Raw genomic sequence first — 22,772 nt, 5'->3', positions numbered from 1 at the left:
TAAACACTTTTTGTTATTTTTTATTGGCATATCAATAGTAATGGTTGTCTACATTGTAAATGCTATATATATGTGGCTGAAATTTGACCTTACTCTAGATTATTGGTTAGTTCTTACTTTATCTATAGTGCTTATAACTTCTGTATTTTCCCTCATTAGAATACTTAGAGATTGATTATATTTAATTCTACAAATGCTATTCATTGAGTAGAATTTGGTATACCAGATTAACTACCTATGACTGCTTTCATTGCTTCGTTTTGTTTCGCAACTGCACTCAGGTAGGCGGGACTCGATTTTAAATTATCATGATGGTTAATAACATTTTGAGGTATTTTGAATCCTAAATTCAAAGCCCATTGAGTCGTTTGGAAAAGGAAAATATCGGCGATAGAAAATTTATTATTAGCGATGAATACATTCCTGTTTAATGCTGAGGAAAGAACTTCAATCGATGAAAGGTATTCTTCTTTAGCTATAGGGATTATATCAACAACTCTCTTTGACTCGGGAAGAAACATTGAATGCTTTAAGATGGTCCATAGTGGGGATTCAAGTTCGTTAATGATAAAAGCAAGCCATTGGTTTATTAAAGCTTTTTCATTGATATCAATTGGAGATAAAAGGTTGCTTCCATACTTCTCAGATAAATAAGTACAAATAGCGGAAGATTCAAAAAATACTAAATCGCCATCGACAAGAGTAGGAACTTTCATTGTAATGCTTGGATTATCTTTATTTTTGTTCATCACATCAAAAAAGATGCATTTGTATTCTAAACCAAGAGCTTCAGCTGTCCACGTTACACGAATAGATCTAGATTTAGGGTAAGTATAGATTTCCATCATTAGCATCCTTTTAGTTGATTTTTTACTCTAGTATATAATCAACTTATCTCAAATTAGACCAGTAGTGTTTATAGAAAGCTCTTGGGAAGACGACAGGTAGAAAAGAATTCTGTTTCTCGCTATTTCTAGATAACAGATATAATCAAATCTCTTGTGATGTAGAGATTTAATTATGATTGTTATTTTGAAAGTGCTGCAAAGATTGCCGTTTCCATTTTTTCAGGGGGTGTATTGGGTGCAAAGCGCTTGAGCGGGGCGCCGTCACGACCAATTAGAAACTTAGTAAAATTCCACTTAATCCTCTTACCTAACAAACCGGGCAGCGCGTTCTTAAGATAGTGAAACACTGGATGTGTAGCGGCTCCATTGACTTCTATTTTCTCGAACATCGGGAAACTTACACCATAGTTAATGTAGCAGGTTTGTGCGATTTCATCAGCGTTGCCAGGTTCCTGCTTCCCAAACTGATTGCAAGGGAAACCTAGCACCACCAAACCTTGGGCGGCGTATTTCTTGTAGAGTGATTCAAGTCCACCGTATTGTGGAGTAAAACCGCAATGACTGGCTGTATTAACGACTAGAACCACCTTACCTGTGTAGTCTGCCATAGAGACAAGCTGACCACTAAGACTTCTAGCTGTTAGTTGGTAAAAGGTATTCATATTCTAGTCCTCAAATGTGTGCGATGTAGCATTGAAGATATTGATGATACAGTTTAGTGCTTTAATTTTATTATTTACATAAATAATTATTCGCAATTGCCATCTCGATTTTTGTCATAAAGCTTAAGAAATTACAGCTTGTGATAATCATAACCTCTATGAACTTAATCAGCTCCAGCGAGAATTTGACGATCTTTCTTTCAGGAACAGGGGCAACTTTGAGCAATATTTTCCCTTCCAGTTTTATGGGGGAATAAGTTCGGCTTACTGCAGCAAGGGATTGCTGGAGCGTGGACTTATAATCTTCGTTATGCTTTTTTGATTTAAATCAAAGTTGCATGCTATTTGCAATTTATTAATTGACCATTAATTACCCTTTAAATTATAAATGATAATAATACTAATTATTATTATCATAAAGGTTAACTATGCGTACGGATATTAATGGAACATTTTTACTCAGCTCATTAGCGCTTTTTGTTAGTCAAGGCGCCTTCGCTGCATCAACGCCTTCACCGCGTGCCCATATTGATGCCAGTGAAACGATGGTTGTCACATCAACACGAAGTGAAAGTAGTTTATGGAATAGCCCAGTAACAATGCAAGTCATTGATAAGCAACAGCTTGACAGTTCGACAAACATAGCGTTAGCAGATGATTTACGCGATATTCCAGGTGTTGAAATTACCGATAATGCCTTAGCGGGACGTAAACAAATTCGCATTCGTGGGGAAGCCTCTTCCCGAGTATTGATCTTAATTGATGGGCAAGAAGTCACTTATCAACGGGCAGGGCAAGACTATGGTGCTGGCTTGCTTATTGATGAATCCGCATTGGAACGAATTGAAGTGGTGAAAGGCCCCTATTCAGTACTTTACGGCTCTCAAGCTATTGGTGGTATCGTTAATTTCATAACCAAAAAAGGTGGCAATAAGCCATTGGGAGGCACTGTTAAAGCGGTATATAACTCCGCAACGACAGGGTGGGAAGAGTCAGCAGCGGCATGGGGGAGCATAGGCAAGTTTGATTATCGGCTCAACGGAAGTTACTCCGATCAAGGTGACAGAGATACTCCTGAGGGGCGCCTAAAAAATACAAACCATCGCAATAATAGCCAAGGTATGTGGTTAGGTTACACCGAAGGTAAACATAAATTTGGTCTTTCCCTTGATAGATATAAATTGTCGACACAAACATGGCATGAAGACCCAAGCTATGAACACTTCAGTGTCAAAATTCCTGATTTAACTCGTGAAAAAATTGGTCTTTTTTATGATTATCAAGCGGATGGTGAATATATTAAAAATATTCATTTAGATGCTTATGAACAAACTATTGAGCGTGATTTTGAAAATAAGCTGGCGGTTGTGACACCAACAGGGAGCCCAATGATTGGCGATTTACGGGTGGCTAATCAGACTCAATCGAATGACAAACAATATACTCAAGGGATCACACTACAAACAGATATTACATTACCCGCGAATAATCAACTGGTTGTGGGAGCTCAGCTTCAGCGCGACCGTGTAAAGCAGTCTTCAAAAAGTTCAACAGAATCCCAAAGCTCAACGCAGTTCCCTCCTGCCGTCAATTATACAAAAACCAGTGATTCACATAATCGAACAGAGCAAACAAACTGGTCGATATTCGCTCAAAATCAATATGCTTTTGCAGATGATTGGAAATGGACATTAGGGGCGCGGCAGTATTGGTTAAGTTCGGAGTTGTTAAGTGGTTTTGAAAATACAAATCACTCAACAACGGGGAACACTTATCATAACCTTAAAAGCTCAAAAACTCATGATAATCAATTTATTACATCAACAAGCTTACGATATTCAGGGTTTGAGAATACAGAGCTGCGTATCGCATTCGCTCAAGGTTATGTATTTCCAACATTGAGCCAGTTATTTATGCAAACCTCAGCGGGGGGAAGTATCAATTATGGAAATGAGGGACTGAAAGCTGAGCGTTCTAATAACTATGAAATCGGTGCGCGTTATAACGGTAATCAATGGTATATCGATAGCGCTTTATATTATTCCGAAGCGAAGGATTATATCGCCTTAGTCACATGTTCAGGGCAGTCAATATGCAGTGGAAACAGTAATTCTTCACGAACACGATATCACTATTATGACAATATCAATCGTGCAAAAACATACGGACTAGAGATGACCGTCGAATACCAAGGATGGGATATCACTCCCTATGCCACAGGGAATTATTTACGTCGTCAATTTGATGGTGTGAATATAAAAACTTGGGATACCGGAGAGCCTAATATTAGTGGGCGCTTTGGGGCTAAACATCAACTGATTTTAGACCAAGTGAACTTAACCTCAGATTTATATCTTCGAGCCGCTGCAAAAGCACAGGATAAAACGGGTGAAAAGCCAACAAGCACAGCAGGCTGGGCCACTCTTAACCTTGCGTTTAATACAGAATTTGGCTCAGACGATCAGTACCAAATTAACTTATCGTTAAATAACTTAACCAATAAAAAATACCAAACTGCCCACGAATCAATCCCTGCTTCTGGTTTTAGCGCTGCAACAGGCTTTGTATGGAAATTCTAAAAATGAAAAAAATGATAGCTGCACTATTTGTACTCAGTTTTTCAATGGTGAGTGCTGCGAGTGAAAGAATTGTTGTGGCAGGAGGCTCTCTCACTGAGTTGGTATACGCTTTAGGTGCTGGAAACCAAGTGGTTGGTGTTGACGAAACAACCACTTGGCCAGTAGAAACAGCAAAATTACCTCATATTGGTTATTGGAAACAGTTAAGTACTGAAGGGATTTTATCTTTGCATCCAACGTTGTTTATCACTTGGCAAGATGCAAGCCCTCAACTGGTTTTTGAACAGCTAAAACTGCAAAAAGTCAGTGTATTAACGTTACCTCGAATACCAGCCACAGTTGAACAAATGTATCTCAATATTCATACCTTATCGGAGGTGTTAGATAAACCGGAACAGGGGAATGCGTTGGTTAATCAGTTACGTAGCCGGTTGGATAATATTGCTCAACTGAATGAAAAGAAAGGCAAAAAAATCAATGTGTTATTTATTCTTTCCGCGGGTAGTAGTGCGCCACAAATTGCAGGGAAAGGTAGCGTTGCCGATATCATTTTGACACTGGCGGGTGCGAACAATCTTGCGCAACACACACAGTACAAAAGTTATAGTGCAGAAGCTCTGATTGCGGCAAACCCTGAAGTGATCATAGTAACCAGCCAGATGGCAGAAAAGGGACTTAACCAACTAGAACAAGTTCCCGGACTTACCCGAACTTCTGCTTGGAAAAATAAACGTATTGTGAATATCGATCAGGCACTCATTTTAGGTATGGGGCCTCGAATTGCGGATGCCGTCGAGATTTTACACCACAATCTTTGGCCAGATGAAACGGATAGTGAGTGATAATATGAAATATGATATTGATTTATCGCCTTATTTTGCATTAGAAGGCCATCAACCATTTAAAGATAGGCATGCAACAATGCCTTGGCGCGGGGCGGTACCAATTAGTGCTGATAAACGCCAAGACACATGGCAGAAATTAACCAATTCGACGTTTGAACCACGTAAGCGATTGGTGTACCTGCATATTCCTTTTTGTGCAACACATTGTACTTTCTGTGGTTTCTACCAAAATCGCTATGATGCCTCTGAAAGCCATATTTATACAGAGTATTTGATCCGGGAAATTGAAACGGAAGCTGACAACGTATTACACCAGTCTGCCCCGATCCATGCTGTTTATTTTGGCGGTGGAACCCCCTCTGCACTTTCTGCTAATGATTTAGCGCGTATTATTAATGTGTTACGCCTTCGTTTACCATTAGCCCCTGATTGTGAAATAACCATTGAAGGGAGAGTTCTTAATTTTGATGATGCACGTATTGATGCATGTTTAGATGCAGGAGCAAATCGTTTTTCAATTGGTATTCAGTCATTTAATAGCAAAATTCGTAAAAAAATGGCCCGGACATCAAATGGTGAGGAAGCTCGGAAATTTATGGAAAAATTGTGCCATCGAGATAGAGCAGCGGTGGTTTGTGATTTGTTATTTGGTTTACCAGAGCAGACAACAGCGTTTTGGGGTGAAGACCTGAGAATTGCAAGCGAGATTGGCCTAGATGGTGTCGACCTTTATGCACTTAACTTGATCCCAAGTACGCCACTTGGCAAAGCGGTTGAAAATAATCGAGTCACAGTTCCTGATCCTGCCAAGCGTCGTGACTTGTATTTACAAGGCTGCGAATTTATGGATAAACAAGGCTGGCATTGCATCAGTAATAGCCACTGGGCGCGGACAACACGGGAACGCAATTTATATAATTTGTTGATTAAACAGGGGGCTGATTGCTTGGCGTTTGGCTCTGGTGCAGGGGGCTCTCTCAATGGATATTCATGGATGGGAGAGAGGAATCTGACCTCATACTATGAAGCAATCAATGCGAAAAAAAAGCCACTCATGATGATGATGCAGACGACCGATCCGCAGTATCAATGGCGCCATCGCTTACAGGCTGGTATTGAAACAGCGCGAGTTGTACTTGAACAATTTACCCCTCATGCACAAATGCTGTCTCCACTCTTACAGCAGTGGCATCAATCAGGATTAACACAAGATACTTCGACGGATTTAAGACTAACGAATGAAGGCCGTTTTTGGGCAAGTAATATTCTTCAATCACTTCAAGAGATTATCGTGAATCTTAATTCTATCCAATTCACGCAAGAAAAAATATCGTAAAGGAACATTTAATGAGTAATGTAGCGTTAGCTGATTTTTTGAAAACAGAGCCCGATGGAACATTAGAAACTATTGCAAAACAATATGATACCACCTTATTGGATGTAGTAAGACATTTGCCCGATATGGCTTTGACGACAGGAAAACATTTTGACTTGGTTTGGGATACTGTCCATACATGGGGCAATGTCACCACGCTGGTTCATACGCAGGATGTTATTTTAGAATTTTCAGGTGAATTACCTTCAGGTTTTCATCGCCATGGCTATTTCAATTTACGCGGCAAAAAAGGCATGACAGGGCATATCAAAGCTGAAAATTGTACATATATTGCACTAGTTGAACGAAAATTTATGGGAATGGATACCGTCTCGATTTTATTTTTTAATCAATCAGGGGATGCCATGTTTAAAATTTTCTTAGGGCGTGATGAACATCGCCAATTATTACAGGAACAACTTGAAGCTTTTCGTTTATTAGTTAAGCAACTTAAAGAGAATAATTAATGGCAAGATGGTTAGTTTTTGGTGCTGGTGGGCAGGGTGTTGGCAACATGATTGCTCAACTGGCAATCGCGGATAAGCAGTCAGTGGTTGCGGTCGTTCGTAATGCAGGAGCCGCCGATAAACTATTAGCGATGGGTATACAGGTATTTGTCGGGGATGCTTGTGACAACCAGGTGGTCACGGAGGCATGCCAAGCTGCAGGTACTCAGGCGACTGTAGTTTCTACCATAGGTGGGGCGCAGGATTATTTAGCTCATCGCACAATCATTGATAATGCTGAGCAAACGGGTATTACTCGCATGGTTTTAGTGACATCGTTAGGGTGTGGGGATTCATGGCCTTATTTGTCATTGCGCGCTCGGGCTGCATTTGGTCAAGCTGTTCGTGAAAAAACGTTAGCTGAATCATGGCTGCAAACGAGCGCTCTCGATTATGCCATCATTCGTCCTGGTGGCTTACTCAATGGAGATGCAACTGGAAAAGCAATTCTACAACAAGGTATTGAGGTGCATGGCTTAGTGATGCGAGCCGATGTTGCTGCGTTAGTATACCAAGTTGGCCAACAGCCAGAGCTGAAAAAACAAATTTACAGTGTTATTCAACCAGATTTAGTACCTGCTTGAATTAATTGCGGCCAATTTGGTTAAGGCCGCCTTATTTGTCGTGAGTTAATGGAATATGAATGAGTTACGTGCATCTTCTTCTGTATTGTTAGGGTTGACTGTCGTTTTAGGAATATTAGTTTTTATTGCATCAGGACAAGGCGCAATTAAGCTCTCATTTGCCTCTTTGCAAGATGAACAATACCGTGATATTTGGCTTAATATTCGTCTTCCACGGGTATTGCTGGCGGTTTTAGTGGGTGGGGCACTTGCCGCATCAGGTGTAATTATGCAAGGCTTATTTCGTAATCCTATGGCAGACCCTGCTTTACTCGGCGTCAGTAGTGGGTCGGCACTAATGGTTGGCATTGCGATTGTCATTCCATTCTCTTTTCCAGCGATTTTAATTCTTTATGAGCAAATGATTTATGCCATCACTGGTAGTTTGATTGTTTGCGCTATTATTTATCTGATTAGCCGTCGTTACACGCATGGTGGCGTGATGCAGTTATTATTAGCAGGGATCGCAATCAATGCATTATGTGGTGCCGCAATTGGTGTATTGAGTTATGTAGGAGATGAGCAGCAATTACGCCAACTCACTTTATGGATGATGGGTAATTTAGGACAAGCGCAATGGCCGACCTTGTTGGTTTGTGTTTCATTTATTTTCCCTGCCTTAATCGCTGCAAGTTACCTGAGCCAGCGGCTCAATCTTCTGCAACTTGGTGATGAGGAAGCTCATTATTTAGGTGTGAACGTAAAACGAACTCGCCAGCAATTGTTGTTAATTAGCTCATTATTAGTAGGAGCAAGCGTTGCTGTTAGCGGAGTAATTGGCTTCGTCGGGTTAGTTATCCCCCATTTAGTGCGCATGACGATAGGTGCAGATCACCGTTGGTTATTACCATGTTCAGCGCTTGCAGGGGCTTGTTTATTATTAGGAGCAGATACATTAGCGAGAACAGTGGTTCAACCAGCGGAAATGCCAGTAGGATTACTAACCAGTTTAATTGGCGGGCCTTATTTCCTTTGGTTAATTTTACGTGTACGGAGAATGGCATGATTGTCGCGAAAAATTTGAACTATAGCGTGGGCAATAAAAAATTAACCGATAACGTCTCGTTAGTTTTACCTGACGGTGAAATTGTCGCAATTTTAGGCCCTAACGGAGCCGGTAAGTCGACACTTTTACGCCAATTAACAGGTTTTTTACCTTCAGATAGTGGTGAGTGTATGTTGTTGGGGAAATCTCTTAAAGAGTGGCAACCCGAGGCATTAGCTTGTGTTCGAGCCGTTATGCAGCAAAATAGCAATATGGCTTTTTCTTTTCGTGTGCGGGAAATTGTTCTAATGGGATGCTATTTGTCTCCTTCATTAAAAAAGAAGGATAATGCTCAATATATTATGGAATTGTGTGACTGTGCGAGTTTAGCTCACCGTGACTATATGAGCTTGTCAGGAGGAGAGCAGCAACGGGTGCAATTGGCTCGGTTATTGGCTCAGCTTTGGGAGGATGAACCTGTATCTAAATGGTTATTTTTGGATGAACCGACATCAGCGCTCGATATTCACCACCAACAACATCTTTTTCGCTTGCTACGGCAACTAGTCAATACACGAAAAATAAATGTGTGCTGTGTATTACACGATTTAAATCTTGCAGCTCGCTTTGCTGATCGCATTATTTTAATGCATCAAGGGCAAATTATTGCTAATGGATCCCCTAAAGAAATTTTAACCCAGCAGCAAGTGAATACATTGTACCAAGCCGATATTTCAGTTATTGATGACCCTCATTGCGGAGTACCTTTCATTATATTAAATCCTTAGTCCTCTAGCTAACAAGGAGCGGCCTTTTTACTGGAACTACCCAAATTATTGCGCTTCATGCAGCCAGCCGCTAGCTTTTTTGCATTTCTTGTTCGCTTGATTTAGGTAAAACAATTGTTTTCTTCAAGTTTAAGTATGAGGCAAATCAGGGTCAGAAGGTTAAAAGGCTAGTAGGAGCCAAGCCTTCTGACACAAGTGGTATTATCTAGTTTTTCAAATAAACATTTAATAATACATTTATATTGATATTAAAAATTTTAGATATGGATATTAAATGGTCTGCATAAATTGAAGTGTCCCCATGCTCATACTCTATGTAATGATTTTCTGTAATATTCAGATGGCTTGCCATTTCATGAGTTGATATCGTACTTTTTACTCTTATAGTTTTTATATATTCACCAAGGTTCTTATTCCTTTGTGTGATTTCTTTCATTATTATTTTTTTATCTGGCATATTGGTGTTGTGCAGTATTTTTTATTTGAGAATAAATATCTTCATAAATAAAGATATTGGTTTCTATTTGGTGATGAGTTAGAGTATAATTTTAATCCTAAATCAATAATCTCACCTTCACTCTCCAATTCTTTTAATAAAGAAACAAAGAAGGATTCTACACTAATATTTAATTGTATTAAAAATAGTAGAATTAGACTGAATGATATAGTATTAACACCATTTTCGTAACGTGAAACCTGTTGTTGGCTGACATGAAGTAATTTGCTTATATCTTCACCGGTCAGGTCATTTTCAATTCGTTTCTGTCTTAAATAATTTCCAATTAAGATGTTTACTTTGCTATTTAAAATAGCACGATCCATATTAACTCCTATAATGAGTAAGAACTTTCTGAGATAAAAAATTAGTCAAATAATAATACTAAGTACAATCGTTTAAAACGCTCAATGGTATATTTTTCATAGGTACAATCGATTGAAATGGAATAATCAATCGTTTGATTTTAATCTTCATTTTGTTATAAATGGATGATAAATAAAAATTAAATTGGTTTTTGTTGTTTTTTTAATATTGCGACATAAATGAATTGACAATCGTAAATACTCGCATAAAGAGTATTTACGATTTCATTTTTGTATGATACTTTGAATATTAATTTTAATGATTAAATTATGCTTATTGTTTAGTGTTTTATTTATTCTACTTTTTATTCTATATTTCCATTTAATTTATACATATATAAATATTCTTATTTACAATGTCATATCATGTTTGTAATAAAATATTACCAATTGAAATATTTTGTTACAAATTAATTGATTGGATAATAATAAATCAGCCCGAGAAATTTTATTATGTACGGATTTTACTGTAAGTAATAACGAACCTATATTAAATCTAGTCGTGATTATTTAGAATATCGGCAGTGGTTTTGCATACTTGAGTAAATTAATCGTGAAGGGTGAAATTTTCCTGTCTCGTTTCAATATGGAACGATGCGTTTGTTATTCATTTTCTGCTGAAAAATAAAACGGTATAACCATTCATGTTTTCAAAGGTAAAGATTATCTTTAGTGTTTATTGTTATATTCTTTAAATAATTACTTCCTATGTGAATTGAATTGGTGCGTTTTTAACTAAATGTAAAAATCAGCACACTCAAATATTAACTTTCTTATAAAATAATGGGTAAATATACATATTAAAGATTGATTAAATACACATAATTGATGTTTTATCAGTTGTAATTTCTGTATCAGATTTTATCTGCCATGATAGATACAACATCGAATGATAATAGCGAATTTTAACCGAAAAGGGGTCATGTAAGTGCAAAACAGATATGGTTTTCTTCAAAGGATAAGCAAATCACACGCTAAATAGGGGTTATGATTGCCCTAAACGTATATTAGGAATACATTACAAGCAATTAATTTCAGGAGTGGTAGCTTGCTGTGTACACCAAAATTTTGCGAGTTTTATGTGTTTTATTGTTGATATTATTAGCCTTTATCATAGGTGTTTCAATAAACTTTAGTAAAAAACCAACCCTTATTGATGGCGCTAAACAAACAGTAGTGGATTTTATGCACCAACCGAAAGCTGCTGACATGAGAAATGTTAAATTCTATTCACATGGTTCAATGATGGGTCATAAGGTTGTTGGAGATGTATGTGGTGAAGTATTTACATTTAAAGATGATTTACCATATAAGTATAAGCGGTTTATTGTTGAAGTTGCTGCTAATCATGAAGGCCAGTGCGTGTTTTCCATTCCTTTATTTGATTTCGAGGGGGAAATGATCCCTGAGCCGGATTTTCAGAAGATTTGGGATAATCGATGTCAGTAATTAAGCACATTATTCACTACAATGGTGTTGTGGTTGCTTGGGATCATTAAAGTGATTTCTATTTAGTAACTGTTCTTTGTTAATTTATCGTTCGAAAAATAAATATCGGTGCGATAGTTCCTCTAGAAGATTCACTGGTAATATTCTTGTTTTCATAAGAATTTTAGTAAAAAAACCCCTTTAAGTATAACTGCATGAATAAAGATATTGTTACAGAGTGAGCGAGAAGGCGTATAATTCTGTAGGTAAGTAATTTTATTTAATCATCATTGATGAGATGGAATGATAAAATGAACAGAAGTGAATTGATTGATTATATTCAGTATCATTATGGTGTGGAGCCTGAAAGTCCATGGATGAAGTATCCTGAATATATTGTTTTTAGACGAAAAAATAACGCAAAATGGTTTGCAGTTATTATGTGTATTTCATCTAAAAAATTAGAAATAAATAAAAATGAGGAGGTAATTAATATTATCAACCTTAAAGCTCCACCTGAACTTATTGGTTCATTGCGGTTAAAAGATGATATTTATCCAGCGTATCACATGAATAAAGAGCATTGGATTACGATAAAGTTGCCAGGGCGCCTTACTGATGATGAACTCAAGGAGTTAATCGAAGATAGTTATAGGTTAACAGCATAGTATTTCATTATATTGCTAGACTATCCCATCCGTGGGAAAAGTTTCCATACTAATTAGTTAAGCATTCTTGCGATGATAAACAATCGAGGAAATGGCATTAAAACATGGCCATTATCTTGTGTTGGGTAAGCTTCTGTTAATAATTCATGGTAACGCGCGAGAAATTGTTCGGTTTGTTTTTTATCTAGGTTTTCAACGTAGGGTCTTAATCCTGTCGCGCTTAACCAATCAATGATTGAATCAATAGATGGCATGACGTGATAATAAGTCGTTTGCCATATATCAACAGAACAATGGGCTGCTGAAAGCAAATCATAATATTCAGCTATTGATAAAAGCGCTGTTCTATTGACGGCGGAAATAGCGTGCTCACTGGCCACTTTGCGCATTAAAGCATGTGTGGGTTCATTCCAATTATTTGGCATCTGGATGGCTAAAATACCGTTGCTTTTTAATTGATTAACTAGATGAGGGAATAATAGGTTGTGATCAGGTAACCATTGTAGCGAAGCATTAGCAAATATAAGGTCCTGTTTGATTTCAGGAACCCAGGTTTCAATGTTTGCATCTATAAACTGGCAGTCAGGAAGGTTCTTTTTCGCTTCAACTAGCATGGCAGGAGAGTTATCGACCCCAATTATTCTTGCTAATGGGTATATTTCACGAAGTATTTGAGTTGAATTACCCGGACCACAACCTAAATCGGTTAAATTACATACGTTATCGGCATGAATATGGCTGATTAAGTCGTATGATGGACGCGTTCTTTCCTGTTTAAATTGCAGATACAAATCTGGGTTCCAATCTTGCATGTGCTAGCCTCATTGTTTTATTGAATAATTAAATCATAATTTATGGCCTAAGATATTGTCTTTCTAGTTAAATATGTATTGATCGAGTTCCCATCATGGCGGCTTGGCCGCCAACTTTCACTTGAGTAATATTTTTCGCTTGTGAGTGAATGTTGACTTGAATCGATGAGGAGCATCCCATGGCACGACCTTGCTCAAATAGAAATTGAGTTTCATTTGGTAAGACATAATTGACCAAATAACAGCCAAGCGCTCCGCTAGCGCTGCCTGTTGCCGATTCCTCATTTATTCCATAGAGCGGTGCGAAATTTCGACAATGTGCTGTGATTGAGGTGTCTTGATTTAACTCAAATACATGAAAGCCGATAGCATTTGATTCTCTACTTATTGTGGTTATTGCGTCATAATTAGGCTGTAGTAAATCTAAATGACCTGTTTTTACAGGAATTATAATGTCGGGTAACCCAGTTGAAATTATCATGATAGGTAAGCTTGTTTCAGTGATAATTTCACTCGTTATGCCAAGGGCTGCTGCAACTTCATTGATATTAGGCCCATCTCGCAGGGTGGGTAGCGCCTGCTCCATAACGATATTGTTCGGGCTAACAGACACACTTAGAATACCGGCCTTGGTTTTTTGGGTGTAACACCCAGAGGAAATCAGCTTAAGTGACGCTAAAGTAAAAAACACCGCTAATGTGGCATGACCACAAAAATCGACTTCACCTTCGGGGGTGTAGAAATCTACTTCAAAATCAGTTTGTTCACCATTATAGACAAATGCTGTTTCTGAAAAACCGACTTGTTGCGCAATAGCTATTTTTTGTGAAGTATTGAGTGCTGGCGGGTTGAGAACAACACCAGCAGGGTTACCACCAGTATTATTTTGTGTGAAAGAATTTACAAGGTATACCTGAATATCTTGCTCAATTTCGCCGGTATTTTTAATTTGCATTTATTTTCCCGAGTTCTAAATAGATATCTTAAATTTTCGAGTGTACCTTACTCGTTGGTTTAAATTTAATAAGAGATAGAAACGCCATATTAACATTAACGCATTGTATAATAGAGTCATTATGATGCTATTTTTTATTGATAGTTTAATGAACTCATAAATAAAGTATTAATAACCTGCTTAAACTAACATAGTGATGATACTTCACTCAAAATGACATAAAATTTAGTTGAAGTTGGTTAGGAATTTGATATAAGGTGGATGATATTATTTTTGATTTAGGTGAAAATGACTAGATTATGTGCTGATATAACTAACGCAGGAGAAATAACTTATGTTTCCAGAGTACCGCGATTTAATTTCTCAACTTCGTCAATCAAACCCACATTTTCGTGCTCTTTTTGAAAAACATAATCAGTTAGACCATGAAATTGCAAGATTGGAACATTCAGACCGAAGAGGGTATGGCGATGAGGTGGTTGAGTTAAAAAAACAGAAACTACGATTAAAAGAAGAAATATATAAAGTACTTAAAAACCCTGATGAAGAGTAAAAATTTATTTATATGGCAATAAATTTTATTATTGCCTAGAAGTAATCGTATAATTTAACCATTAGAACAATGTTCAAAGTTATGTTTAAGTTGTTTAATGGCATACTTTTCTATATCCCTTAAACTCATATTCATGGTATCCAAACCTTTTATATCCATTTTAAGTGTATGAACAGAACTATCATCACCGAGTAAAGTTATATGTAACCCTGTAATCTTTGTGTTTTCTTCTAATATATTTACTTGAGTTAGATTAAATCGCATAAAAATACCTTTTATAAAAGTTATAATTATTAATTAATTTACTCTAATTGCATGTTTATTTCCTTTACAAATAGTTAAAGATTGTAACTGTCATTTATCTTAATATTGTCATAATAGAAATAAAATCCCTCAATACTTATTAATTAAGTCGTGAGGGATTGTTGTTTACTTAAAGTTTATTCTTTATAAATAGATACATGAGGGATACCGTCATTACCTATGGTTCCACGGTACATACCTTCTGAATTAAATTCCATTGCGTAATTGCCAGATTTATCCAACACAATCACACCGCCACTGCCTCCGATAGCTTTAACGTCATCGAGTGCATTACGAGATGCATCAGAAAGGCTGGCTTTATTATATTTTACCTGTGCTGCAATATTATGAGCCGTAGCTGTTCGAATAAACATTTCTCCAGAGCCTGTTGCGGAAACAGCTACGGTATTATTATCTGCATAATTTCCTGCACCAATAATAGGGGAGTCGCCAACGCGACCATACCGTTTGTTTGTCATACCCCCTGTTGATGTACCAGCTGCAAGGTTACCTTGTTTGTCTAAAGCAACAGCTCCAACAGTGCCATATTTATAATCGTATAACATCGGGTCTACAAATAGGGCAGCTGTTTTCCCATCATGATCTAATACGACTTTTTCTTTTTCTTTCGCTTTTTGCAATTGCTTCCAGCGAAAATCAGTACGGAAATAAGCTGGATCGACAATTTCAATGCCTTGCTCAGCAGCAAATTGCTCAGCACCTTTAGAAACCATCATCACGTGAGGGCTTTTTGTCATAACTGCATAGGCGGCATTGATTGGGTTTTTGATAATGGTAACACCAGCAACGGCGCCTGCTTTCAGGTTACTACCATCCATTATTGAGGCATCCATTTCATTTTTTCCATCGTGAGTGAATACCGCACCTTTGCCTGCATTAAATAAAGGCGAATCTTCCATTACATTAATGGAAGCTTGTACTGCATCAAGGCTAGAACCTCCTTTATTCAATATGTTATAACCTGCTTCTAGCGCTTCATTTAGTTTATCTTGGTATGCTTTTTCTTGTTCAGGCGTGATTGTATTTTTCGTAATAGTACCTGCACCACCGTGGATAACTAGTCGGATCGGCGTTTCAGTAGCGGCAATTGCTTGCAAAGAAAAAGAAGCAGTAAGTATGCATCCTAACAAAAGTAACTTCATGATTAACCTCTTTAGGTGGTTAGCTAAGATATTTTCATAATGCTTAAAAAGTATGGGATTGGAGTATGATGTTAGCAATTAGGAGAGTCGTAAAATGAGGAAAAAGTCACAGGTTATCAATAATGGTTCTTTAGGGGATGAAATTATTTAATAAAAAAAAAGCCCCTGCATGCAGGGGTATCTAATGGAAATGTATATTTATAGTTATTGTTATAAGGTGTCTATTGCTTAGATAGACCATTAGATAATACCAGTGATTAGTACTTAATCCAAATCAGAGTAATCATAAAAATAGTAAATTAAGTGGTGTTTTGTAGATTAATTTACGGACAAATAAGAAATTATTGAAATATAGTATAGGAATAAAATTAAAAAGATAATAAATTGGTTTTTGACTTGAAATACAAAATAATACTCCCATAACAATTATTAATGCTGTTTTTATGATAAGGGATAAAATATGACTAATGCACAGTGGGTAACACAAGCATTAAATGCGGTATTAGGCGAGGATATAGGTTCATTGTCTGTGGCTAAGCAATATTTTTCAGACAAATATATCCAAGTTGTTGATGGGAAACAAATTGATTTTAATGAGTTTATTGCCCATTTGCAGGTATTGAAAGAAGCCACTGAATCAATCGTTATTACTATAAAATCGATCGCAGAAGGGAATGGGTGTGTTCATACTCAGCATCTGGCAAAAGCGACTAAAAAAGATGGTTCAATAAGTGAATTTGAGGTATTTGCTTGTTTTCAAATAGAAGATGGGAAAATTATCCGTTGCGAGGAAATGACAAGAATGGTTAAAGGCAGTAATACGGATGAAGATTTGGGTTCAAGAACCTAAATTTTGATTGTTTTTGTAAGGGCTTAATATTACTGGTGTAGGTAAAACCTAATGTAACACTAGGTTTTACCTTATTCTATTTTGTGTTAACTGGTTTTATATTAACTTGAGTAAGTTAACTGTAATCCTGTGCCAACTTCTTGTACGGGCGCAAATTTCGCTAAATGTATTTTGGCGTTAAGATCGGTACAGTGACATGGGTGTATAAATTTTAAATCTTGCTGGCGAAAGTAATTACCTGTTTGTTCTAAAACTTCTTCTGAGGCTTGCTGCAAATGAAACCCGCCTATCACAGTCACAATGTTATTGATGCCAGTTACATGCTTTGCATATTCAGTAATATTGCAAATTCCAGAATGAGAGCAACCCGTTATCACAATTAGGCCTTCCGATGTTTTAATGGCAAGTGCAGAGTCATCAAAGACATAGTCGTCAACGATATTATGGTTGAAGTCGAGGGTAGTACCAATGGGTTCTTTTCCTTCAAAGCTATTGGCTCTAGGAATTTGGCCTAAAAATATAATATTTTCAGAAAGATAATATGGCTTAGTCGTTTCAATACAATGAAAATAAGAAGCTAAAAACTCTTTAGGTGTATTTGCTCCGATGACTTTAGATTGAAATTTTTTGGGAATTAAGGCATCTGGATGGTATATCAGGTGCTTAGCTTCTTGTGTTTCAATGTTACGGCGGTCAAAATGTTGAATTAAGTGACTTAAGCCCCATGTGTGATCGTTGTGGCCGTGAGAAAGAACCAGATCAGTGATATCAGCAAGGTCAATATTTAAGATATGTGCATTATCAATAAATATATCTGAATAGCCTGTATCGAATAATATTTTTTTATTATCAGCTTCGATATAGTAGCAAACACCGGGCTCACCGCAAAAATAGCTATCAATCAGGGTATTATTATCTACAAGAACAGTAATTTTTATTGTCATCATGAACTCATGTTTAATAGAAGTAATCGTAATCAGTTATATCAGATAAACTGTAAAAAGTTATTAAATGGCGATAAAACATAGTAACAAAAATTGGAGGAATGAGAGGGACATGAGAAAATTATCGGAGGCGACTATCGAAAGCCAACCTCCTAAATAAACGGCATACAAAATAATACATGATTAGACAAATTGTTTTACTTTTTTCACTTCGTGGTGAATATCACTGTCAACTTCATGGTCAGTTTTCGGTTTAGTGTGAAAAATAGAAATAATATCTTCTAATAAATCTGATTGAGATTCTAACGCTTTTAAGGATGATTGTAATTCGCGAGTCATAGCCGCATTCGCTTGTGTGGTATTATCTAACTCATTAATTGCTAAGTGTATTTGGCTTACCCCATGGGTTTGCTCATTTGAAGCAAGTGCAACACTTTGGATCATTTCATTGATATTAGATGTGTCTTGTGCAATTGAAACGATATTATCATTTGCATCCGCAGCTAATTGGAAACAGTGATTAATTTTATCGTTTGAATTATTAATTAATAACTTAATTTCTTTGGATGCTTGAGTACAACTAATTGATAATTCGCGTACTTCATTTGCGACAACCGCAAAGCCTTTGCCATGTTCACCTACTCTGGCAGCTTCTACAGCGGCGTTCAATGCTAATAAATTAGTTTGAAAAGCAATGTTATCGATGGTGGAGGTGATTTTACTGATTTCTTTGGAAAAATCGACAATATCATCCATGTTTTCTACAACATCAGAAATAAGTTCATTACTTTTATCAATCGTTACACTCGTCTCGGACATCAATTGGCACGATTGATTAGTGTGGGCCGTATTTAATTTAAAAGATGAATCGAGTTCTTCGACACTGGCTGCTGTTTCAACAATGGCTGCGGCCTGTTGATCTGCTCGAATAGAAAGATCGTGATTCATCTGAGTGATGTCACCAAGTTCAACTTTTATATGGTGAGTGTTGTCATAAATATTTTTGACGATATCAATCAGTTTACTTTGCATATTAGACATATGCTGTTTAAGTAACTTGATCTCATATAACCCCTTATTATCAAAGCTATGATATAAAACGCCTTGGCTAACTTTTTCAATGCCATCAATAACTTGGTTTAGCGGACGAATAAAGAAAAGTTGTAGAATAAATCGAATAAATAGAGCTAAGAGGATAACTATTGAAATAGTAATAATTAAACCAATCAAACTTTGTTTATACAGTTGCTCACTTGCAAGAGCAATATCATGATAACTACTATTTAATTGTTGATGATAACTTACGTAGTTTTTTTCAAATGTATCCTGAAATCCTTGAGTAGGCTGATTTAAAAAGTCATATGTTTTTCCTTGAACTAAAAAGACTGAAAGCTCATTCAATGCAGCATATAACGCTTTATATGATTTTTCTAACTCAGCAAATTCACCGCTGTTTTTGTAGAGTGAGGTGGCAGTGAATGCATCCCAATAATTACCTGTTTCTGCCATTTTTTTATGATAAAACTCGATAAGGCTATCTATGTCAGTATTTGAAGTTTTCATCTTATTGATAATCAATAAATGGCGAGAGCTAGCACGATTTAAGGTATTTCGTGCCTGCAATAAAGACTGCCATGTATTATTCAACTGTGTTTGTTCGTTATAGATAGTATCGAGCTTGGTTAATGTTTCTTGATATTGTTTTAAAGAACTAAAGAAAAACCAACAAGTTGAAAGAAGAAGGGCGATAAGTAGGCCTGAAATAAACCAGACTAGGGTTGTTGTCTTAAAACCAGAAAAAGAGACTTTAGCTGAACTAAAATTAATTTTTTTTAAATTACCAGACATCATTGATTATTTCCTTTCATACCATCGAGTAGTATGTTTGTACGCATACTAAGAACGACTTCTAAACATAACGTTATTAACCATGAGCAAATCGAAGCTGTCCGATAGCTAAAAAGTTATATGTAGTCACGCGAAAGCATCAGGCGTAGGGACTAAGTAAATGTATCGGCACTAATTCTGGATACTTTATATTCAACAATTTGACTTAGCTCATAAAATTGAAAGGGATTAGGCAACCTTTACTGATAACGAGGGAATTAAGAGGAAATAATTGTTGTAGATTGCTACCTATAAGAGAGTTAATTTACGAGTGATTTGTGATAATAATAGTCAACGTTTAAAATTTGAGTCTTGAGTACGGTATGCTTTCTTTATTCTTTAAATGCCTTTTAGGTGCTTTAGCCGTATTGATTATTGCACTATTTTCACGTAGCAAAATTTACTATATTGCAGGTTTAGTTCCGTTATTTCCTACATTTGCATTAATTGCACATGTTATTGTCGTTCAAGAACAAGGAACAGAAGCTCTCAGAAAAACTGCACTGTTTGGGCTCTGGTCTCTCATTCCTTATGCAATGTATTTACTAACGGTATATTTATTAGCAACGAAAATGACTGCTTGGGGAAGTTTAAGTATGGCAACCGCTATTTGGATAATAACAGCGGCAATATTAGTTTATATATGGCAACTAACTCAATAAATAACATAGAGTGAAATAATTAGCTATAAAACATCATAAAACTAAACTCTTTCGATATGCTGACGGCTTAAACACACTTGGTTATAGTCGCAAAAATTTAAGTATTAACTATAATGATAAGCAGTGTTTTCTATTGAACTGTACCACTAAAATGTTATTAAGAACCCTGGTATTACTGTTAGTTGCTGGCTGTGCGTATATTGCAGGAATTATGACTGAAGTTAAACTTGATGCTGAGTTAGATACCGAAAGCCGAGTGAAAAGTTCTGTCGAAGATTTTCTTGCTTACCCCTCGGCTGCAAATTATAAAAATGTTCAATATTATGTATTGACGAAAAGTGAAGAAGGGGATGAAACGGGCTATTATTGCGGTGAAGTCTTTGGTTTTGAAAATGAATTACCCCATGGCTATAAAAGGTTTATCGTTAGGCTTCATAAAAATAGAGCTGGAAAAGTAATGATATCCATTCCTTTTGTAGAAAAAACAGATGATATTATTCCCGCAGAACAATTCGAAGCTGTGTGGGATAGATATTGTAAAAGAAGCTAAATTAATGATAGCTCGTTGAGTTGCTAGCAAAACGAGCGTCACTAATATTAATTTGATTTAACTGCCATCGTCGTTAGGAATGTGGGTAGATAATTATCAACGACAAACCGTGGATTAGGTTGCCAGTCCTCTTTAAAGCCAGTGATATGAAAGCCTACCTTTATTTGCCCACCAATTAGATCTGTCAGTGAGTGACCAAATACAAAAGCTTCTTGCCTTGCCTGTTTTTGTGCTATTTGCTCTGCTGATAAAGTAGATAACTCGGAGTAAGGCATAGTATAACTTGGCTTTATTATGCCTTGTTCGTCATATTGTTTATCACGTGCTCCAATAAAAACAACAGGATTAAAAAAACTGGATAACAGCCGTCCATTTGGTTTTAAAACACGGTAGCATTCTTGCCAGACAGGGTTAACATCTGGAATATATAGATTAGAAATAGGATGAAATATAATATCAAATGTTTCATTAGCAAACATGTGTAATGATCGCATGTCACCTTGAACGATCTCTAAGGTTAAATTATCTCTTTCTGCCACCATTTTGTCTTGATCAAGCTGTTTCTGAGAAAAATCAAAAACAGTCACATTTGCTCCTGCTGCCGCGAGTACCGGCGCTTGCTGTCCCCCTGCAGAAGCTAAGCAAAGAATTTTTTTATCTTTTACATTCCCTAACCAAGCATCATCAACAGGAGTTGGTGTTAAATGAACTTGCCATTTTCCCTGTTTGGCATCATTGATAGTTTTGGAATCAACGGGGGTTGACCAAGCAAGTTGTGATTCAGCTTGTTTATCCCATGCTTTTTGATTTGCACTAATGAAATCTGTCATAAAATGACTCCTGTATACAATAATTTGTCACAGTGTAGCAAAAAATAAGCAAATTAAAATAAAAATGTACTAATTAGTACACAATTAACTCCCAACCATTAGATGATATGTGATGCCATTAAATTCAAAATTAGTGGCATTGCTCATGCCTATTTTTTGATGTGCCATAAGTGATCTGAGATTGTCTGCATTAATAAAGGCAACAGGTTTTCCTTGATTGTATGAACAAATTTTATCAAAAAGAGATTTGAGAATATTTTTCCCTCGATAATCACTATCGATACAAACAGGGCCATAGAACCAGTTATCTTGTATAATTTCTGCATGCTGTTTAATGATCAAATGCGCTATAGCGGGTAGGGATGAAGAGTTAGCGTCAAAGCTAAATACGACAGCAATAATTTTATTTCCATCTCGAGCTACAACGGTAGTCAGACTTCCAGTAAACATTGCATTGACTTTGGCTTGAGGATACTCACCGAGTAACCCACCTTGTTGGGATTCAGAATTAGATTGCAATAATTGGGCGACAGCAGGACAATCTGGTTGTGTCATTAATTCATATTTAATATTCATTATTACCTCGTAATGATTGCTAAATACGTTTAAATTTATGATATGAAGTGCAGGGGTATTTATGGGAGCACATTGTCGTGTGTTAATTCTAACCTCATAATATCGGTTATTTATTCTTTGTCTATTGAATCAGCATGTTAACTAAATTTTACCCAGTATTCTTACTTATTATTTCAAATGTATTTATGATGTTTGCTTGGTACGGGCATTTAAAGTTCACAACAAAGCCGTTGTATGTTGTTATTTTCTTTAGCTGGTTAATTGCATTGGTTGAATACTGTTTTGCAGTGCCAGCTAATCGGTTAGGGCATCAGTATTACAGTGCGGCTGAATTAAAAACAATGCAAGAGGTGATAACACTCTGTGTTTTTGTTCTTTTTTCGGTATTGTATTTAGGTGAAAGCTTTACCATTAACCATTTAATTGGTTTTATTCTTATTTTTGCTGGCGCCTTTTTTATCTTTAAGGGGCCATTTTAATTTAAAAAGAGCAGCTTGAACTGCTCTTTTTGGGTTAACT

The 22,772-nt window shown here is 36.6% G+C and carries 26 protein-coding genes; 14 read left to right on the top strand and 12 right to left on the bottom strand.

Annotated features, from left to right (window positions below):
• Nucleotides 1-227: 227 nt before the first annotated feature.
• Nucleotides 228-848: a glutathione S-transferase family protein gene (locus tag PSF09_RS08460; protein WP_210836860.1), complete on the bottom strand. Its 621-nt coding sequence runs from the start codon at nucleotides 846-848 to the stop codon at nucleotides 228-230.
• Between the two features lie 179 nt (nucleotides 849-1,027).
• Entirely contained in the window at nucleotides 1,028-1,510 is a 483-nt protein-coding gene (locus PSF09_RS08455) for a glutathione peroxidase (RefSeq protein ID WP_210836861.1), read from the bottom strand.
• A 428-nt stretch (nucleotides 1,511-1,938) separates the two neighbouring features.
• Between PSF09_RS08455 and PSF09_RS08450 the strand changes: the two genes are divergently transcribed.
• Genes PSF09_RS08450 through PSF09_RS08420 form a run of 7 tightly spaced genes read left to right on the top strand, consistent with a single transcriptional unit; the run spans nucleotide 1,939 to nucleotide 9,211 of the window.
• Nucleotides 1,939-4,089 carry a TonB-dependent receptor gene (locus PSF09_RS08450; RefSeq protein WP_272664720.1) on the top strand — a complete coding sequence of 717 codons (2,151 nt, stop codon included), beginning with the start codon at nucleotides 1,939-1,941 and terminating at the stop codon, nucleotides 4,087-4,089.
• Nucleotides 4,077-4,931, top strand: coding sequence for a heme/hemin ABC transporter substrate-binding protein (locus tag PSF09_RS08445; RefSeq protein WP_371031541.1), 855 nt, complete (start codon nucleotides 4,077-4,079; stop codon nucleotides 4,929-4,931). Before PSF09_RS08450 ends, PSF09_RS08445 begins: the two co-directional genes overlap by 13 nt.
• A 4-nt stretch (nucleotides 4,932-4,935) precedes the next feature.
• On the top strand, nucleotides 4,936-6,270 hold the full coding sequence (gene hutW, locus PSF09_RS08440) for a heme anaerobic degradation radical SAM methyltransferase ChuW/HutW (RefSeq protein WP_272683759.1): 1,335 nt from the start codon (nucleotides 4,936-4,938) through the stop codon (nucleotides 6,268-6,270).
• Nucleotides 6,271-6,281: 11 nt separating this feature from the next.
• Nucleotides 6,282-6,776 carry a heme utilization cystosolic carrier protein HutX gene (gene hutX, locus PSF09_RS08435; protein WP_272683758.1) on the top strand — a complete coding sequence of 165 codons (495 nt, stop codon included), beginning with the start codon at nucleotides 6,282-6,284 and terminating at the stop codon, nucleotides 6,774-6,776.
• Nucleotides 6,776-7,399: an NAD(P)H-binding protein gene (locus tag PSF09_RS08430; RefSeq protein ID WP_272683757.1), complete on the top strand. Its 624-nt coding sequence runs from the start codon at nucleotides 6,776-6,778 to the stop codon at nucleotides 7,397-7,399. Before hutX ends, PSF09_RS08430 begins: the two co-directional genes overlap by 1 nt.
• Nucleotides 7,400-7,454: 55 nt before the next feature.
• On the top strand, nucleotides 7,455-8,444 hold the full coding sequence (locus PSF09_RS08425) for a FecCD family ABC transporter permease (protein WP_210836867.1): 990 nt from the start codon (nucleotides 7,455-7,457) through the stop codon (nucleotides 8,442-8,444).
• Nucleotides 8,441-9,211, top strand: coding sequence for a heme ABC transporter ATP-binding protein (locus PSF09_RS08420; RefSeq protein WP_272664725.1), 771 nt, complete (start codon nucleotides 8,441-8,443; stop codon nucleotides 9,209-9,211). The genes PSF09_RS08425 and PSF09_RS08420 overlap by 4 nt, the downstream gene beginning before the upstream one ends.
• Before the next feature lie 205 nt (nucleotides 9,212-9,416).
• Here PSF09_RS08420 and PSF09_RS08415 read toward each other — a convergent pair whose 3' ends face one another.
• Both PSF09_RS08415 and PSF09_RS08410 read right to left on the bottom strand, forming a co-directional pair.
• Nucleotides 9,417-9,647, bottom strand: coding sequence for a helix-turn-helix domain-containing protein (locus PSF09_RS08415; protein WP_210836877.1), 231 nt, complete (start codon nucleotides 9,645-9,647; stop codon nucleotides 9,417-9,419).
• 62 nt (nucleotides 9,648-9,709) lie between these two features.
• A complete protein-coding gene (locus PSF09_RS08410; RefSeq protein ID WP_272664726.1) occupies nucleotides 9,710-10,033 on the bottom strand; it encodes a helix-turn-helix domain-containing protein in 324 nt (107 codons plus the stop codon).
• 1,092 nt (nucleotides 10,034-11,125) lie between these two features.
• Between PSF09_RS08410 and PSF09_RS08405 the strand changes: the two genes are divergently transcribed.
• A complete protein-coding gene (locus PSF09_RS08405) occupies nucleotides 11,126-11,521 on the top strand; it encodes a hypothetical protein (protein ID WP_115167124.1) in 396 nt (131 codons plus the stop codon).
• A gap of 290 nt (nucleotides 11,522-11,811) precedes the next feature.
• Nucleotides 11,812-12,168: an MmcQ/YjbR family DNA-binding protein gene (locus PSF09_RS08400; protein ID WP_272664727.1), complete on the top strand. Its 357-nt coding sequence runs from the start codon at nucleotides 11,812-11,814 to the stop codon at nucleotides 12,166-12,168.
• A 53-nt stretch (nucleotides 12,169-12,221) separates the two neighbouring features.
• Here the strand turns inward: PSF09_RS08400 and tam are convergent, their stop codons facing one another.
• Entirely contained in the window at nucleotides 12,222-12,980 is a 759-nt protein-coding gene (gene tam, locus PSF09_RS08395; protein WP_272664728.1) for a trans-aconitate 2-methyltransferase, read from the bottom strand.
• A 67-nt stretch (nucleotides 12,981-13,047) separates the two neighbouring features.
• Nucleotides 13,048-13,935 (bottom strand): PhzF family phenazine biosynthesis protein, encoded by an 888-nt coding sequence (locus PSF09_RS08390; protein ID WP_210839794.1) that lies wholly within the window; start codon nucleotides 13,933-13,935, stop codon nucleotides 13,048-13,050.
• A 334-nt stretch (nucleotides 13,936-14,269) separates the two neighbouring features.
• Here PSF09_RS08390 and PSF09_RS08385 point away from each other — a divergent pair, with 334 nt between their 5' ends.
• Entirely contained in the window at nucleotides 14,270-14,488 is a 219-nt protein-coding gene (locus tag PSF09_RS08385; protein WP_004911507.1) for a YdcH family protein, read from the top strand.
• Nucleotides 14,489-14,542: 54 nt separating this feature from the next.
• On the opposite strand, the gene PSF09_RS08380 is transcribed toward PSF09_RS08385, so the two are convergent.
• Both PSF09_RS08380 and PSF09_RS08375 read right to left on the bottom strand, forming a co-directional pair.
• A complete protein-coding gene (locus PSF09_RS08380; protein WP_272664729.1) occupies nucleotides 14,543-14,752 on the bottom strand; it encodes a hypothetical protein in 210 nt (69 codons plus the stop codon).
• A 176-nt stretch (nucleotides 14,753-14,928) separates the two neighbouring features.
• Entirely contained in the window at nucleotides 14,929-15,954 is a 1,026-nt protein-coding gene (locus tag PSF09_RS08375; protein WP_210839798.1) for an isoaspartyl peptidase/L-asparaginase family protein, read from the bottom strand.
• Nucleotides 15,955-16,414: 460 nt separating this feature from the next.
• Between PSF09_RS08375 and PSF09_RS08370 the strand changes: the two genes are divergently transcribed.
• Entirely contained in the window at nucleotides 16,415-16,804 is a 390-nt protein-coding gene (locus PSF09_RS08370; RefSeq protein ID WP_272683756.1) for a nuclear transport factor 2 family protein, read from the top strand.
• A gap of 101 nt (nucleotides 16,805-16,905) precedes the next feature.
• On the opposite strand, the gene PSF09_RS08365 is transcribed toward PSF09_RS08370, so the two are convergent.
• Entirely contained in the window at nucleotides 16,906-17,748 is an 843-nt protein-coding gene (locus tag PSF09_RS08365; protein ID WP_210839802.1) for an MBL fold metallo-hydrolase, read from the bottom strand.
• A gap of 183 nt (nucleotides 17,749-17,931) precedes the next feature.
• On the bottom strand, nucleotides 17,932-19,599 hold the full coding sequence (locus tag PSF09_RS08360) for a methyl-accepting chemotaxis protein (protein ID WP_272683755.1): 1,668 nt from the start codon (nucleotides 19,597-19,599) through the stop codon (nucleotides 17,932-17,934).
• Nucleotides 19,600-19,958: 359 nt separating this feature from the next.
• Between PSF09_RS08360 and PSF09_RS08355 the strand changes: the two genes are divergently transcribed.
• A complete protein-coding gene (locus PSF09_RS08355; protein ID WP_004911490.1) occupies nucleotides 19,959-20,297 on the top strand; it encodes a GlpM family protein in 339 nt (112 codons plus the stop codon).
• A gap of 151 nt (nucleotides 20,298-20,448) precedes the next feature.
• Complete coding sequence (locus tag PSF09_RS08350; RefSeq protein WP_210839804.1) at nucleotides 20,449-20,847, top strand: hypothetical protein; 399 nt, start codon at nucleotides 20,449-20,451, stop codon at nucleotides 20,845-20,847.
• Nucleotides 20,848-20,894: 47 nt separating this feature from the next.
• Here PSF09_RS08350 and PSF09_RS08345 read toward each other — a convergent pair whose 3' ends face one another.
• A complete protein-coding gene (locus tag PSF09_RS08345) occupies nucleotides 20,895-21,677 on the bottom strand; it encodes a class I SAM-dependent methyltransferase (protein WP_210839806.1) in 783 nt (260 codons plus the stop codon).
• 84 nt (nucleotides 21,678-21,761) lie between these two features.
• Complete coding sequence (locus PSF09_RS08340; RefSeq protein WP_272664732.1) at nucleotides 21,762-22,253, bottom strand: N-acetyltransferase; 492 nt, start codon at nucleotides 22,251-22,253, stop codon at nucleotides 21,762-21,764.
• Between the two features lie 134 nt (nucleotides 22,254-22,387).
• On the opposite strand from PSF09_RS08340, the gene PSF09_RS08335 reads away from it, so the two are divergent.
• The gene (locus tag PSF09_RS08335) at nucleotides 22,388-22,732 is read left to right on the top strand and encodes a DMT family protein (RefSeq protein ID WP_115167132.1); all 345 of its coding nucleotides are present in this window, start codon (nucleotides 22,388-22,390) and stop codon (nucleotides 22,730-22,732) included.
• The last annotated feature ends 40 nt before the right edge of the window (nucleotides 22,733-22,772 follow it).

It is taken from the genome of Providencia sp. PROV141 (assembly GCF_028481645.1).
GTDB lineage: Bacteria > Pseudomonadota > Gammaproteobacteria > Enterobacterales > Enterobacteriaceae > Providencia > Providencia rettgeri.
The sequence above is the reverse complement of the archived record's forward strand: the minus strand, read 5'-3'. Positions and strand labels throughout refer to the sequence as shown.